Source organism: Neorhizobium fuzhouense (genome assembly GCF_042611105.1).
GTDB lineage: Bacteria > Pseudomonadota > Alphaproteobacteria > Rhizobiales > Rhizobiaceae > Neorhizobium > Neorhizobium galegae_A.
Window position 1 is genome coordinate 103,804 of the sequence record NZ_JBHFFP010000005.1, and the last position, 14,071, is coordinate 117,874.

The following is a 14,071-nucleotide window of genomic DNA, read 5'->3' on the forward strand; positions in this document are numbered from 1 at the left end:
CATGACGAGAGTTGCATTGGTCTCCGGCGGCACGCGCGGCATTGGCGCGGCCATCGCGATTGCCCTGAAGGCGGCGGGCTATGCCGTTGCCGCCAATTACGCGGGCAATGACGAACGTGCAAAGGCCTTCGAGGCGGAAACAGGCATTCCCGTCTTCAAATGGGATGTCTCCTCCTATGAGGCCTGCGTTGCCGGCATCGCCGCGGTTGAGGCAGCCCTTGGTCCGATAGACGTCCTGGTGAACAATGCCGGCATCACCCGCGATGCCATGTTCCACAAGATGACGCCCGGCCAGTGGAACGAGGTGATCAGCACCAATCTCACAGGACTCTTCAATATGACGCATCCAGTGTGGAGCGGCATGCGGGACCGTGGCTTTGGTCGCGTCATCAACATCTCGTCGATCAATGGCCAGAAGGGTCAGATGGGGCAGGCCAATTATTCGGCGGCAAAGGCCGGCGATATCGGCTTTACCCGGGCGCTGGCGCAGGAGGGGGCGGCCAAGAACGTCACCGTCAACGCTATCTGCCCCGGTTATATCGGAACCGAGATGGTGCGTGCCGTGCCGGAGCGCGTCATGAATGAGCGTATCCTGCCGCAGATCCCTGTCGGACGGCTGGGGGAGCCGGAGGAAGTCGCCCGCTGCGTGGTCTTCCTCGCCTCAGACGATGCAGGCTTCATCACCGGATCGACGATTTCGGCCAATGGCGGCCAGTATTTCAGCTGATCACCCGGGATGTAGGGCGCAAGCCTCCTCCGATCACGACTAAGCCAGCCTGATAAAACAAAACCGGCGCGGGTGTCCGCGCCGGTTTCGTATTTGGACGGGGTGAAGACGTTAGCGGCAGCGTGCCTCGTAGGTACGGCCGTAGCGGTCGCGATAGACGCAGTAGCCCTTGTGCTTCTGCGATTCGCCGATGGCCGCACCGACCAGGCCGCCGGCCACGGCGCCGACCGCTGCACCACCCCAGCTGTTGGTGACGACACCGCCGATGACGGCGCCCGAGCCGGCGCCGATGGCGGTGCCACGCTCTGTGGAGGTGCAGGATGCAAGCAGGCCCATAACGGCTGCGACGGCCAGGATCTTTTTCATGGAGTAGTTCCTTCCCTTATTCGGTTCGACTGGTTTTGAAATTTAGATCCTGCCCATCAGAAGCAGGATGAGCAGAATCACCACGACAAGGCCAAGACCGCCGGAAGGCCCGTAGCCCCAGCTCCGGCTGTAGCCCCAGTTGGGAAGCGCGCCGAGAAGAAGAAGGACGAGGATAACGAGCAGGACTGTCCCGAGCATGTTGGTGATCTCCGATGCACACATCAATTTGTTGTGCGACGGAAACGCCATGCCCCGATTTTTGTTCCACCGAACTGCAAGGGTGCCGAAACAAAGAAGAATTGCGGCTGGCGAACCTGCATCACAGGCGTCCGCTGGTGCGCCTGCGGTTCGGTTGCGGCACGATCGGTTCTATCGGATAAACCGACGGGCCGCCCAGATTACGGCAAGACCGGCCAGCGCCAGAAGCCCGCCGCGCAGGATCCATGGCGTCTGGTTGATCATGAAGCTCGACGCGGGATAGGGAAAGAGCCCGCTCCCCTGCGCCATCCAGATCAGGCCCATCACAGTTGCCAGAACGCCGAGCACGGTGAGGAGAATCCGAAAGATCGCCATCATGGGAAAACTCCAACGGTGTGGCAGGCAGCTAATGCATGCCTGGTAGAGGCGGGGATACCTTCCGGTCGATGCCTGGCTTTTGTCAAGCGAAAGCTATGGTGCGGCAAACCGCCTGCCGGCATCAGTCAAGTGCAGAACGAAACATGAAACGCGATGGATGCCGATTCGTCGCTGATTCGTTCGCAGCGTGTTCCCGCATGCCAATGGCAGTTTGGCGCGGCAAATGGCGCCTGTTTGCGGAATTTCGATCCAAAACGCGCCGTCCGGCCTCTTGCGGCTTGCCTTATCGGCTACGGATCGCCATGTGTTCGGGGGCTGTGCGCGATCGTGGTGCAGCCGGACACGATGCGCGGATAATGCTTTGAATTCTCAGCCCATGATCTTGAGCGGTCGCGGCGTCACCGCGGTCCTCGGCCCGACAAACACCGGCAAGACGCATTTCGCCATCGAACGGATGGTGGCGCATGGATCCGGCGTGATCGGCCTGCCGCTTCGCCTTTTGGCGCGCGAGGTCTATACGCGCGTGGTGGAAAAGGTCGGCGCAAAGCATGTGGCGCTCGTGACCGGCGAGGAGAAGATTTCTCCCCCAAATGCCCGTTTTTCCGTCTGCACCGTGGAAGCCATGCCGCGCGAGACGAAAGCCGCCTTTGTCGCCATCGACGAGGTGCAGCTGGCGGGCGATCTGGAACGGGGCCACATTTTTACCGATCGTATCCTGCATTTGCGCGGCCGGGAGGAAACGCTTCTTCTGGGTGCCGGGACCATGCGCCCCATTCTGGAAAAGCTGCTGCCCGGCATTACCGTCGTCGAGCGCCCGCGCCTGTCGACCTTGTTCTATGCCGGCCAGAAAAAGATCACGCGCCTGCCGCAGCGCTCCGCCATCGTCGCCTTTTCCGCCGACGAGGTTTATGCGATCGCCGAACTCATCCGGCGCCAGCGCGGCGGGGCCGCCGTTGTGCTCGGCGCCCTCAGCCCCCGCACGCGCAATGCGCAGGTCGGCCTCTATCAGGCCGGCGATGTGGAATATCTGGTGGCGACCGATGCGATCGGCATGGGCCTCAACCTCGACGTCGATCACGTGGCCTTTGCGCAGGATCGCAAGTTCGACGGCTACCAGTTCCGCAACCTCAATCCGGGCGAACTCGGGCAGATCGCCGGTCGTGCCGGCCGCCACCTTAAGGATGGAACATTTGGCGTGACGGGCCAGGTGCAACCCTTCGATGACGAATTGGTGGAGCGGATCGAGGGGCACCATTTCGACCAGGTGAAGGTGCTGCAGTGGCGCTCCAAGCAGCTGGATTTTTCCTCGCTGCGCGACTTGCGCGCGAGCCTCGACATGGCGCCGGCCATTGCCGGGCTTACCCGCGCGCTACCGGCAACCGACATGCAGGCGCTGGATTATCTTGCCCGATACCCGGAAATTCGGGATGTTGCCACAACGCCTGAGCGAGTGGAGATTTTGTGGGAGGCCTGTGCGCTTCCCGATTATCGCCGCATTACACCGGCCCAGCATGCCGATCTGATCTCGACCCTGTTTTCAGATCTGGTGCGCTATGGCACGGTCAACGAGAACTTTATGGCCGAGCAGGTGCAGCGCGCCGATCGGACCGACGGGGAAATCGATACGCTTTCTGCGCGTATCGCCCAAATCAGAACTTGGACCTATGTATCCAACCGTCCGGGTTGGCTGGCGCATCCGACACACTGGCAAGAAAAGACACGAGAAATCGAGGACAGGTTGTCGGACGCGCTACATGAAAGGTTGACGAAACGCTTTGTTGATCGCAGGACATCTGTGCTCATGAAGCGCCTGAGAGAGAATGCGATGCTGGAAGCTGAAATCAGTGTAAATGGGGATGTCTTCGTCGAGGGACACCACGTCGGTCAACTAGCCGGTTTCCGGTTTACGCCCGTATCCGGGACAGAAGGTCCGGATGCGAAGGCGGTGCAGGGGGCAGCGCAGAAGGCGCTGGCGCTGGAATTCGAAGCGCGCGCGGCGCGTCTTTATGCTTGCGGCAACAGCGATCTGGCGGTCGGCTCGGATGGTACTGTGCGCTGGCTCGGCGATCCCGTTGCCCGTCTCGCGGCTACCGATCACATCATGCATCCGCGCCTCATTCTTCTGGCCGACGAACAGCTGACCGGCAATGCGCGCGATCATGTCGCTGCGCGCCTGGAACGCTACGTCAATCACCATATCGCAACGGTGCTGAAGCCGCTGGATGACCTGTCGCGGGCCGAAGATCTGCAGGGGCTGGCCAAGGGGCTCGCTTTCCAGCTGGTCGAAAACCTCGGCGTGCTGTTCCGTCGCGATGTGGCCGACGAGGTCAAGACGCTCGACCAGGATGCGCGCGCCTCGATGCGCCGCTATGGCATCCGGTTTGGCGCCTATCACATTTTCATGCCCGCACTTCTGAAGCCGGCGCCGGCCGAACTGATCACGCTGCTCTGGGCGCTGAAGAATGACGGCCTCGACAAGCCCGGCTATGGCGATCTCATTCCCGCTCTGGCTGCCGGCCGCACCTCGGTCGTCACCGATCCGACATTCGAGCGCAATTTCTACAAGCTGGCCGGTTTCCGTTTCCTCGGCAAGCGCGCCGTGCGTGTCGATATCCTGGAGCGCCTGGCGGATCTCATCCGTCCGCTTCTGCAGTGGAAGCCGGGTTCAACCGCGCGTCCGGAAGGCGCCTATGATGGTCGCCGCTTCACCACGACGACCGCCATGCTCTCCATTCTGGGGGCCACGCCCGACGACATGGAAGAAATCCTGAAGGGCCTCGGTTACCGCGCTGATGCGGTAAAGCCGGAAGAGGCGCAGGCCTATCTCGCAAGCCAGCAGCCGGCAACGGCCGCAGCCACCGAGCAGGCCGGCCCTGATGCTGCCTCCGAAGGCGACGACGCCGATGCGTCCGCGCCAGAGGCGGCAGCCCCTGCCGAGGTATCAGGCGAGACAGCAGCGGCGACCAGCCCGGCTGACGAGCCGGCCGTTGCCGAAACCGCTGCCCCGGAAGCGGCAGCCTCCGCTGATGAAACCGGCGCGTCTGCCGCCGATGCCGGCCTCACGGCCGAGACGGCCGGTGAGCCTGTTGCTGTCGAAGAGGCTAAGCCCGTTCTCCTGTGGCGTCCGGGTGGCGGCCGCAGCGATAACCAGCGCTCCGGTGGCCGCCCGCAAGGCGATCGCCGCCAGCAGGGTAATCGCCACGGCGCCAATGCCGGCAATGCCGGCGAAGCGCGCACCGGCGAAGGCCGTCGCGACAACCGCCGCAGCGATGAGCGTCCGGAACAGGGTGCCCGCCCGAACCGGGAGGGCGGCCAGCCGAACCGTGGCGGCGCAAACCGTGGCGACCGCCGGCCGGACAGCAAGGGCGATCGTCCGCCGCGGGGCGACCGTCCCGATCGTCAGGACCGGGGTGACCGCAACGACCGCGGCAAATCGGCGCAGCCTGCCCGCTTCGAAGCCAAGCCCCCGCGCAAGGAGAAGCCGATCGATCCGGATTCGCCCTTTGCCAAGCTCGCTGCTCTCAAGGAGCAGATGAAGAAGTAGCCATGCCGGAAAAGCCACTTGAAGAGCAGCGTCAGCGTATCGACAAGTGGCTTTTCTTTGCGCGGCTGGCAAAGTCGCGCAGCCTCGCGCAGGATCTGGTCGAGGCGGGCTTTGTGACAATCAATGGCCATGTGATTGTCCAATCCGGCCGCCAGGTGAAGGCGGGGGACCGCATCGAGATCCGGCTTGAACGCCGGGACGTGATGCTGATCGTGCGCGACTGCGCTGACCGGCGCGGGCCTGCCCCTGTCGCTCGCCTGCTCTATGAGGATGTGACGCCGCAGCAGGCGCCTCTGACGGCGTTCGAGCGGGCGCTTCGGAAGCCGTAAAAGCCACCGCCGGCCGAGCGCATCGCATGCCGGGGCCGTTTTCAGATCCTGCCGTAAAATGTGACAGCTCTTCCGCGCGCTGCGGGGTCATTGGATAATCCATCTCCTTTGGCGGCGTTTGAGCGATTGTTTATTCTTGCTAAGCCGCCTCAAAGCCTTTAGTCACAGGGGAAAAGCTGGGGCCGCATGCGAGGAGACGCCACGCGTTTTCGTGTGCCCGGCCATCATCTGGCTCCGCCCGGTCGGCAGGCGTCTCCCACCGCCGATGTTGACCAACCGTGATATCACTGGAGTGCCTCATGACGTATGTCGTGACCGACAATTGCATCCGCTGCAAATACACCGACTGCGTGGAAGTCTGCCCGGTCGATTGCTTCTACGAAGGTGAGAATTTCCTGGTCATCCATCCGGACGAGTGCATCGATTGCGGCGTCTGCGAGCCGGAATGTCCGGCCGAAGCCATCAAGCCGGATACCGAGCCGGGTCTCGATAAGTGGCTGAAGATCAATGCGGAATATGCGCAGGTCTGGCCCAACATCACGGTCAAGCGCGATGCCATGGATGACGCCAAGGAAATGGACGGCGTTGCCAACAAATTCGAGCAGTATTTCTCGCCGGAGCCCGGCAAAGGCGATTGAGCTTTGCGCTGTCCTGTTTGGGATTGCTTAACGATTAGGCACGGACGCGACCGTTGCGTCTGTGCATCTGCGAAAGCAAATCATTGATTTCCTCCCATATTTGTGGTAGACATCCAGAACTGTTCCACAAGGCGGCACTTGCGTGCCCAAAAACATCACGAAAGCAACAGAGCACCCGCCGCGGTTCCCGTGACATAGCCAGCTTTGGATTTGTCGTCGCCGTCCGCGATCAGGTGTTGTTTTCGCGCGCGTTCAACGGACCAGTATGGAGTCACCGACGGTTCCCCCGTCTCATCCGGGCCTGACTGACCCGGCCCCGGTCCCGGAAGGCCGGGTGCGTAACAGGGAGTTTGTTAAACGAATGACGACCCAGCAGAAAAAATCTTCAGCGCGCCATGGTTTCAAGACCGGTGAAGCGATCGTTTATCCGGCGCATGGAGTGGGCACAATCACAGCCATCGAAGAACAGGAAGTGGCTGGCATGAAGCTCGAACTGTTCGTGATCGATTTCGAGAAGGACAAGATGCGCCTCAAGGTGCCGGTTGCCAAGGCCGTCAGCATCGGCATGCGCAAGCTGTCCGAAACCGATTTCGTCGAACGCGCCTTGAAGGTTGTCCAGGGCAAGGCCCGCGTCAAGCGCACCATGTGGTCGCGTCGGGCGCAGGAATATGATGCGAAAATCAATTCGGGCGACCTGATTTCGATCGCTGAAGTGGTGCGTGATCTCTACCGCGCCGAAAACCAGCCGGAGCAATCCTATTCCGAGCGTCAGCTCTATGAGGCTGCCCTTGATCGCATGGCGCGCGAAATCGCAGCCGTCAACAAGATGTCCGATACGGAATCGGTTCGTCTCATCGAGGCAAACCTTGCCAAGGGACCGAAGCGCAGCAAGGTTCTGGACGAGGAAGATTCGCACGAAGAAGCGGCCTAAGCCTCTTTTATCCGCACTCACCTGAAAAAGCCCGGCGAAAGCCGGGTTTTTTATTGGAACTTTTTGACATGACGCGCGTTGACCCGCCGGTGCGGCGAGGAATGCAGTCTGTGAAACTGCCTTTGCCGTGTCCGCGCAGGGGAGGGCAAAAGCCCTGACCGCCTGACGTGAACGAGGGGAGCAAAGAGGCATGCCTCAGGCACGATCTGTCCGACCGGCCCTGCCGGCCACGGCAGGTGGGGGTTCTGGGGCTCATGCGCCTTTGTCTGGTCAAACAGTTTCATGGAGAGCGCAATGAACGCCATGTCCGCAGACCGCAATATGATCAAGATCGCGATGGCCGCGCCCTATCTGGCGCGCGAGGAAGAGCGCAATCTTGCCGTGCGGTGGAAGGACGGGCAGGATCGCGATGCCCGCAACCAGATCGCGCTTGCCCATATGCGTCTCGTCATCGCCATGGCCTCCAAGTTCCGTGGCTTCGGCCTGCCCATGAGCGACCTTGTACAAGAAGGTTATGTAGGGCTGTTGGAAGCGGCGGCAAGGTTTGAGCCATCGCGTGACGTGCGTTTTTCGACCTATGCGAGTTGGTGGATCCGCGCCTCCATGCAGGACTATATCCTGCGCAACTGGTCGATCGTGCGCGGCGGCACGAGTTCTGCCCAGAAGGCGCTGTTCTTCAACCTGCGCCGCCTGCGCGCCAAGCTTGCGCGCGGTGGCAATACCAAGACGGCCCAGGCCATCCATGAAGAGATCGCAACGGCCCTGGGGGTCAGCCTGGCGGACGTGCAAACCATGGATGCCCGCCTTTCCGGCAACGATGCCTCGTTGCAGGCGCCCTCGATTGCCGGCGACAGCGATAGCGGTGAGCGGCTCGACATGCTGGAAAGCGCCGAGCCGCTGCCGGACGAGCAGGTCTCTTTCATGATCGATGGTGAACGTCGCCTGAAATGGCTGCAGGCAGCTCTCACCAAGCTCAATGATCGCGAAAAGAAGATCATTCGCGCCCGCCGCCTGACCGATGACGGCGCGACCCTGGAAGCGCTGGGTGCCGAACTTGGAATTTCCAAGGAGCGCGTGCGACAGATCGAAAGCCGGGCCATCGAGAAGCTGAAATCGGCGCTGGTAACCACCAACCCGCAGATGGCGGAGGCCTGCTGAACGCAGGCCCGCCTGCTATTCGGAAATGATCTTGACCCGCTGGCCGGGCTGAAGCGACGCGCCCGTGGGGAGTGCGTTGATCATCTTGAACATGTCGAGCTTGCGGTCCGTCCCCATCATGCGGGCGGCCATGGTCGTGATGTTATCACCCGGTTGAACGGTGACGACACGCACGCGAAGCGGCCGCAGCTCCGCCGCCTCCTGCGGCGTCATGCGCCGGAACGTACGCCGCATGGTATCTGCCGTCGCTTCAAGCGATGTGCTGCCCTTCGGTACCGCCGTGAGGAAACGGAACAGTTGCTTGTCGAGGCGAATGACGGTGACGTCGAAATCCCAGCGCTCGGCTGATGCGCGGGCCGTTGCCGCCGGCAGTCCGTTGATCGTAGTTTCCCGCACAGTGTCCGGCTGCAGCCCTGCGACCCAGCCACTGGTCAGGTAGTTCGACAGGCTCTGGTTGGTATCCGTTGCCTGTACGCCGTCGAAGCGTATGGCGGTCTCGTCCGGTCCGGTCGCAAGGACCGCTTCCACCTTGTTGTCGATGCGAAAACCTTCCGGCACATCGAACCGGATACCAAGCCCCGCATGCAGGAAGGTTTCGTTGCGCACATAGCCTTCGTCCGGGCTGTCGCCGTAGAGGAGGCCATCGATGCCGGTCAGGTAATAATCGCGTCCGCGGTCCCCGACGGTGCCTTCCTGGCCGAATGCGCGGGCATGCTGGCGGGCAAGCTCCACCCGCTGCGGTGCGCTGGGATGGCTGGAAAGGAAGTCGAGGCTCTGGTCCGTATCCGGGTCGGCGGACGAATAGCGAGCATAGGCGGACATGGAATCGAGGAACCGGGCTGCCGCATAGGGGTCGTAGCCGGCTTCGCCCAGCATGCGTACGCCGATCACGTCGGCCTGCAGTTCCTGCTGGCGGGAGAAGGCCGCAAGCCGCAGCTTTCCGCGCGCCAGCGCCTGCTTGCCGGCCAGATCGCTGGACAGGACCTCGGCCACCACCCGGCTGGCGATCACTTCGGCTTCCTCTCGCTTCTGGCGCTCGATGCCGTGATTGGCCGTCACATGGGCCATCTCGTGGCTGAGGACGGCCGCCACTTCCGAGGCGTCATTGGCAAGTGCTAAAAGGCCGCGCGTCACGTAGAGATAGCCGCCCGGCAGCGCAAAGGCGTTGATCGCCGGAGAGTTCAAGATGGTGATGCGGTAGGACTGGTTGGGGTTTTCCGAAACCGCAGTCAACGCACCGGCAATGCGGGCAACCAGCCGTTCGGTCTTTGCGTCATGATACTGGCCGCCATAACTTGCCACGATGCGCGGATGCTCGCGGGCGCCCATCTGGGCGCGCGGATCGTTCTTCTGCACCTCATCGACAATCTGCGGATTGGCCGAGGGCTTCACATCGGCCTGATAGCTTTGGTCCATGACCGATTGGCAGCTGGCGAGAAGCGTTGCGGCAGCAAACAGTGCAGACAGCGCCCGGACGCCGCGGCCACGTGATCCTTGGCCTGCAGCTATCCTGCAAACCCGGTTCAGCGCTGTCATCGTCGTCCGTTCAGTTGGAACCGTCATTCGTCCAAGCCCGCCATCCGGCGCATCGTGCGGCCTCTGCCCCTGCCGCTCTGGTCTGCGTTCGCTGCGGGTGGCGCAACTGCGCGTAACTGCCGTTTTGTCCTCTCTTCAGACAGAACACAAGCACTCACGCGTAATCTTCCAGCCCTCTTTCGCAATGCGGCATCGCACCTGCGCACGTCTAAAATGTGGCGAATTCGTTGACGCTTTATGACGGATCGTCAAATTTCCTGATACGGCGCCGTTCACCGAGGCGAGAGAAACCTTGCCTTCGCTACGGACGAACAGTGCCGTTTTCCACGCCAAGCACCCGGTCCGCCAGCCGCGTAACCTCGTCACGGTCATGGGTCACGATGACAACCGTATTGCCGCTTTCGCGGTGCAGATTGAGCAGCAATTCGGCCATCGATACGCGAAGGGCAGGGTCGAGGGCTGCAAACGGCTCGTCGAGGAGAAGGAGCGGGCGCTTGCGCACAAGGGCGCGCGCAAAGGCTGCCCTTTGCCGCTCACCGCCGGAGAGCGTGCCGGGCATACGTTTTTCGTATCCGGCAAGGCCCACGCGGGAGAGCGCGTCCGACACCGCGCGCCGATCCGCCGGCGACAGTTTCAGCGCGGGGTGAATGCCAAGGCCGACATTGGTCAAGAGATCGAGATGGGCAAACAGGTTGTTGTCCTGAAAGACCAGCGATAGGGGCCGTTGCCCCGGATGCACCCCGGTCATGTCCCTGCCCGACAGACGCACACGGCCGCTGTCCGGCGTCTCGAAGCCGGCCACAAGGTTGAGAAGGGTCGATTTTCCCGACCCCGACGGGCCGGTGATGGCGGTAATCACACCCTCCTCCAGCCGGCAGTCGAAGTGAAAATGGGCAGAACCCAGCACCAGTCGGACGTCGAGGAGTTCCACGGCCGTGGCCGGCGCGTCATTTGCCATCACGATTGCCTCCGGGGACCGGCGGTGCCAAGGGCGGTGAGCGCAAGGCAGATCGCGCCAAGGATCAGCGCCAGCCCGTCGGCATCGTTTGTCCTGTAGCTGCCAAGCCGGCTATAGACCAGGTAGGGCAGGGTGGTGAGGTCCTGCGAGCCGAACAGGGCAACGGCGCCGAGATCGCCAAGCGACAGCGCCATGGCAAAGGACAGTGCCATCATCAGCGGGCGCGCCAGAACCGGCCAGTCTATGAGCCGCATCCGTGAAAAACCCGACAAGCCAAGGCTCGCCGCAAGCCGGCCCGTGCGTGCCGCATGCGTCTCGAAGGCGGGCGCCAGCACCCGCATCACGAAGGGCAGAGCCATCAGCATGTTGACGGTTGCAACCAGCGCGGGCGCGACGCGGCTTACATCCGCATGCGGTCGGATCAGCAGGAACCAGCCGGTGCCGAGGACGACCGGCGGCACCAGCAGGACCAGCGAGGACATGCCCGAGAGGGCTGCCGAAAAGGCCTTGAGAGGGCGGGGCGGATGCCTCAGATCGGCAATGGCGGCGCGTGCGGCGATAATGCCGAGCGAGACGAGGATGGATAAAAGCCCGGCCGAGAAGGCGATGGCTAGGCTGGTGGCCGCTGCTTGGTGGAAGGCCGGCATGGTGACAAGTTTTAGCAGATCGGTCTTCAGGCCCGCCACGACGATGGAGCCGAGCGGCAACAGAAGGAAAAGCGTTGCCACGCCGATGATGCCTGCATCGTAAAGCCTTGCCGGGAGGCTCCGCCCATCAAATCGTCGGTTGGCGCGGCCTTCGCCGACGCCTGCACTCTCCGTGGGCGGAAGTCGGCTGATGATGAGGAGCACCACGGCCGTCAAGCCGATCTGCAGGAGAGACAGGGCAACGGCGCGCGTCGGATTGAAATCGAAACGCAGCGACTGATAGATCGCCACCTCCAGCGTCGTCGCCGCCGGCCCGCCGCCTAGCACCAGAACGAGCGTAAAGCTGGTGGCGCAGAGCATGAAGACAAGGCCCGCGGCCCCCGGCGCGACGCGGGCAAGGGCCGGGCCTTCGATGAAGCGGAAGACGGAAAGCGGGCGCATGCCAAGGCTTGCCGAAAGCCGCCAATATTCTGCGGGCAGGCGCTCCAGCCCGGCCAGCATCAGCCGGCAGGCAAGCGGCAGGTTGAAGAAGACATGGGCAATCAGGATGCCGGAGAGACCGTAGATGCTGACCGGTTGATCGACACCGCCAAACGCCAGCAACCGGTTGAACAGGCCCTGGCGGCCGAAGATGCCGATGAGGCCGAGCGCGCCGATCAGCACCGGCAGCCCCATCGGCACCGCCATCAGCCTGATGATCCAGACCCGCAACGGAAAGGAGGACCTTCTGGCGAGCGCCAGCGTTACCGGTATGGCGAGAAGGATGGACAGAACCGTGGAGAGGCCCGCCTGCAGAAGCGTGAAGCGCAGAAGGCTTGCCGTGTAGCCATCAAAGAGCGCAGCTTGCGATGACGAGGCCGGGGCTATTGCCAAAAGGGCCGTGACCGGTGCCAGAACGAAGAGCGCAACGGCTGAAAGGCTTGCCGCACCGGCCGCCAACCCCCGCTTCCGTTGCGCCTCGCTCAGCATGGATCAGTTCATGCTCATGGCGGCGAGCCATTCGCGTATCCAGGCATCCCGGTTCTTGGCGACCTCCTGCGGGCTCATCAGGAAGGTCTTTGCCGGCTGCACCAGCTTGGAAAACACATCCGGCAGCGGCTCTACGGGCTTTGCGGCGGGCATCATCCAGTTGGTGGTCGGAATGACAGTCTGGAACTCCGGCGAGAGCGTAAAGGCGAGGAATTTCTGCGCAAGCTCCGGGTTTTTGGAAGCCTTCAGGCGGCCCGAAACCTCGATCTGGATGTAATGCCCTTCGGAAAAGGATGCCGCCTGATAGCGATCGGTCTTTTCCTCCATCATGTGGTAGGCGGGCGAGGTGACATAGGAAAAGACCATCGGTGCCTCGCCCTTGGTAAACAGGCCATAGGCCTCAGACCAGCCGGGCGTGACGGTCAGAACGCGGTTCTTCAGCTTTGCCCAGGCTTCCGGTGCCTTGTCCCCGTAGACGGACCGTACCCAGAGGAGCAGGCCAAGCCCCGGCGTGGACGTGCGCGGATCCTCGATGGCAATCTTCTGCGACGCGTCGCCTTCGACCAGGTCTTTCAGGCTCGTCGGCGGCGTCTTGATAGTCTGCGTGTCGTAGATGACGGCAAAGTGACCGTAATCGTAAGGCACGAACACATCATCGGAAAAGCCGCCCGGCACAGCTGCGGAAGCGGTGTCGATGCCGTGGGGGGCGAAAAGACCGGTATCCTTGGCTTCCTGGATGAGGTTGGTGTCAAGGCCAAGCGCCACGTCTGCTTCGGAAGAGGAGCCTTCGAGCTTCAGGCGGGTGAGAAGCGCCACGCCGTCTGCCACGGCAACGAAGTTCACCGTGCACGCGCAGGTCTTTTCAAAGGCTTCCTTGACCTTGGGCCCCGGGCCCCAGTCGGAAATGAAGCTTTCATAGGTATATACGGTCAGCGTCTTTTTCTCCGCGGCCGAAGCCGGCAGCGACAGGGTGAGCGCCGCAAGCGCTGCACAGGCAGTGGACAGGAATATGCGCATCGAGGCCTCCTTCGTTGATCAACACAGGGGGAACAGGCGCTGGATGCAAGCCGTCTAATCCCTCCGCCGGTGTTAGCCGGATCAGGTTCCGCGGGTTGACGTGACCGTCTCTCAGCGATGGCCTTGCGGCCATTGCACCCCGTTAGAGCAGGCGAAGATGTATCGGTAGGATGGTGGCTTGGCAAGCCACCGGGAGATCAGGCGTGAAAGCTCAGGCCGTCGCGCGGGGAAACACCTGCAGCTCGCGCGGCACGGCGGCAATGGCGCCCAGGCGATTGGCAATGGCATAATCCACCGACTGCTCCATCACATGCGGCATGACCGGTTTGGTGAGCACGCCGAGCGAGCGGCCGATGTCGCAGCGCAGCTGTTCCGGATTGGCGGTCATGAAGATCACGGTTATGCCGTAGCGCTCGGACAATTCGCGCCCAATCGATGGACCGGTTGCGCCATCAGACAGGTTGACGTCCACGAGCGCAATATCGACGTAAGGGGCAAGGTCCATGGCGTGGTCGCGGCCGCTTGCAAAGCCGCTGACGGTCAGGCCCATGCTCTCGATCGTATCTGCCATGTCGAGGGCAATCAGAAACTCGTCCTCGACGATCATCACTCTTTGTTTCATGGCTGCACTGGCCAGCCGACGACGCACTACAGATGCCGACATGGTACATTCCT

Annotated in this window: 14 protein-coding genes and 1 riboswitch; of the genes, 6 read left to right on the forward strand and 8 right to left on the reverse strand. The window is 62.4% G+C overall.

The window, feature by feature from the left end; all coding sequences use genetic code 11:
- The first annotated feature begins 1 nt into the window (after position 1).
- Entirely contained in the window at positions 2 to 727 is a 726-nt protein-coding gene (phbB, locus tag ACEXP3_RS10825; RefSeq protein ID WP_377297280.1) for an acetoacetyl-CoA reductase, read from the forward strand.
- A gap of 111 nt (positions 728 to 838) precedes the next feature.
- On the opposite strand, the gene ACEXP3_RS10830 is transcribed toward phbB, so the two are convergent.
- The 3 genes from ACEXP3_RS10830 to ACEXP3_RS10840 form a co-directional block, all read right to left on the reverse strand.
- Complete coding sequence (locus tag ACEXP3_RS10830; protein ID WP_210105952.1) at positions 839 to 1,093, reverse strand: YMGG-like glycine zipper-containing protein; 255 nt, start codon at positions 1,091 to 1,093, stop codon at positions 839 to 841.
- A gap of 42 nt (positions 1,094 to 1,135) precedes the next feature.
- Positions 1,136 to 1,291 (reverse strand): DUF3309 family protein, encoded by a 156-nt coding sequence (locus ACEXP3_RS10835; protein WP_210105951.1) that lies wholly within the window; start codon positions 1,289 to 1,291, stop codon positions 1,136 to 1,138.
- A 171-nt stretch (positions 1,292 to 1,462) separates the two neighbouring features.
- Complete coding sequence (locus ACEXP3_RS10840; RefSeq protein WP_210106058.1) at positions 1,463 to 1,666, reverse strand: hypothetical protein; 204 nt, start codon at positions 1,664 to 1,666, stop codon at positions 1,463 to 1,465.
- Between the two features lie 379 nt (positions 1,667 to 2,045).
- Between ACEXP3_RS10840 and ACEXP3_RS10845 the strand changes: the two genes are divergently transcribed.
- From ACEXP3_RS10845 to ACEXP3_RS10865, 5 genes are all read left to right on the forward strand, one after another.
- Complete coding sequence (locus tag ACEXP3_RS10845) at positions 2,046 to 5,213, forward strand: helicase-related protein (RefSeq protein ID WP_377297479.1); 3,168 nt, start codon at positions 2,046 to 2,048, stop codon at positions 5,211 to 5,213.
- Positions 5,214 to 5,215: 2 nt separating this feature from the next.
- Positions 5,216 to 5,542 carry an RNA-binding S4 domain-containing protein gene (locus ACEXP3_RS10850; protein WP_377297281.1) on the forward strand — a complete coding sequence of 109 codons (327 nt, stop codon included), beginning with the start codon at positions 5,216 to 5,218 and terminating at the stop codon, positions 5,540 to 5,542.
- Between the two features lie 299 nt (positions 5,543 to 5,841).
- On the forward strand, positions 5,842 to 6,180 hold the full coding sequence (gene fdxA, locus ACEXP3_RS10855) for a ferredoxin FdxA (protein WP_210105948.1): 339 nt from the start codon (positions 5,842 to 5,844) through the stop codon (positions 6,178 to 6,180).
- 361 nt (positions 6,181 to 6,541) lie between these two features.
- Positions 6,542 to 7,111, forward strand: coding sequence for a CarD family transcriptional regulator (locus tag ACEXP3_RS10860; protein ID WP_210105947.1), 570 nt, complete (start codon positions 6,542 to 6,544; stop codon positions 7,109 to 7,111).
- A gap of 294 nt (positions 7,112 to 7,405) precedes the next feature.
- Positions 7,406 to 8,269, forward strand: a complete 864-nt coding sequence (locus ACEXP3_RS10865) for an RNA polymerase factor sigma-32 (protein ID WP_377297283.1) — start codon at positions 7,406 to 7,408, stop codon at positions 8,267 to 8,269.
- A 15-nt stretch (positions 8,270 to 8,284) separates the two neighbouring features.
- On the opposite strand, the gene ACEXP3_RS10870 is transcribed toward ACEXP3_RS10865, so the two are convergent.
- The 5 genes from ACEXP3_RS10870 to ACEXP3_RS10890 form a co-directional block, all read right to left on the reverse strand.
- The gene (locus ACEXP3_RS10870) at positions 8,285 to 9,805 is read right to left on the reverse strand and encodes a M48 family metalloprotease (RefSeq protein WP_508436196.1); all 1,521 of its coding nucleotides are present in this window, start codon (positions 9,803 to 9,805) and stop codon (positions 8,285 to 8,287) included.
- A gap of 301 nt (positions 9,806 to 10,106) precedes the next feature.
- Positions 10,107 to 10,763 carry a thiamine ABC transporter ATP-binding protein gene (locus ACEXP3_RS10875; protein WP_377297285.1) on the reverse strand — a complete coding sequence of 219 codons (657 nt, stop codon included), beginning with the start codon at positions 10,761 to 10,763 and terminating at the stop codon, positions 10,107 to 10,109.
- Positions 10,763 to 12,379 carry a thiamine/thiamine pyrophosphate ABC transporter permease gene (thiP, locus tag ACEXP3_RS10880; RefSeq protein ID WP_377297286.1) on the reverse strand — a complete coding sequence of 539 codons (1,617 nt, stop codon included), beginning with the start codon at positions 12,377 to 12,379 and terminating at the stop codon, positions 10,763 to 10,765. Before thiP ends, ACEXP3_RS10875 begins: the two co-directional genes overlap by 1 nt.
- 3 nt (positions 12,380 to 12,382) lie before the next feature.
- Positions 12,383 to 13,396: a thiamine ABC transporter substrate binding subunit gene (gene thiB / locus ACEXP3_RS10885; protein ID WP_377297287.1), complete on the reverse strand. Its 1,014-nt coding sequence runs from the start codon at positions 13,394 to 13,396 to the stop codon at positions 12,383 to 12,385.
- Between the two features lie 41 nt (positions 13,397 to 13,437).
- Positions 13,438 to 13,548: riboswitch (TPP riboswitch) on the reverse strand.
- A gap of 59 nt (positions 13,549 to 13,607) precedes the next feature.
- Entirely contained in the window at positions 13,608 to 14,060 is a 453-nt protein-coding gene (locus tag ACEXP3_RS10890; RefSeq protein ID WP_377297288.1) for a response regulator, read from the reverse strand.
- Between the last annotated feature and the right edge of the window lie 11 nt (positions 14,061 to 14,071).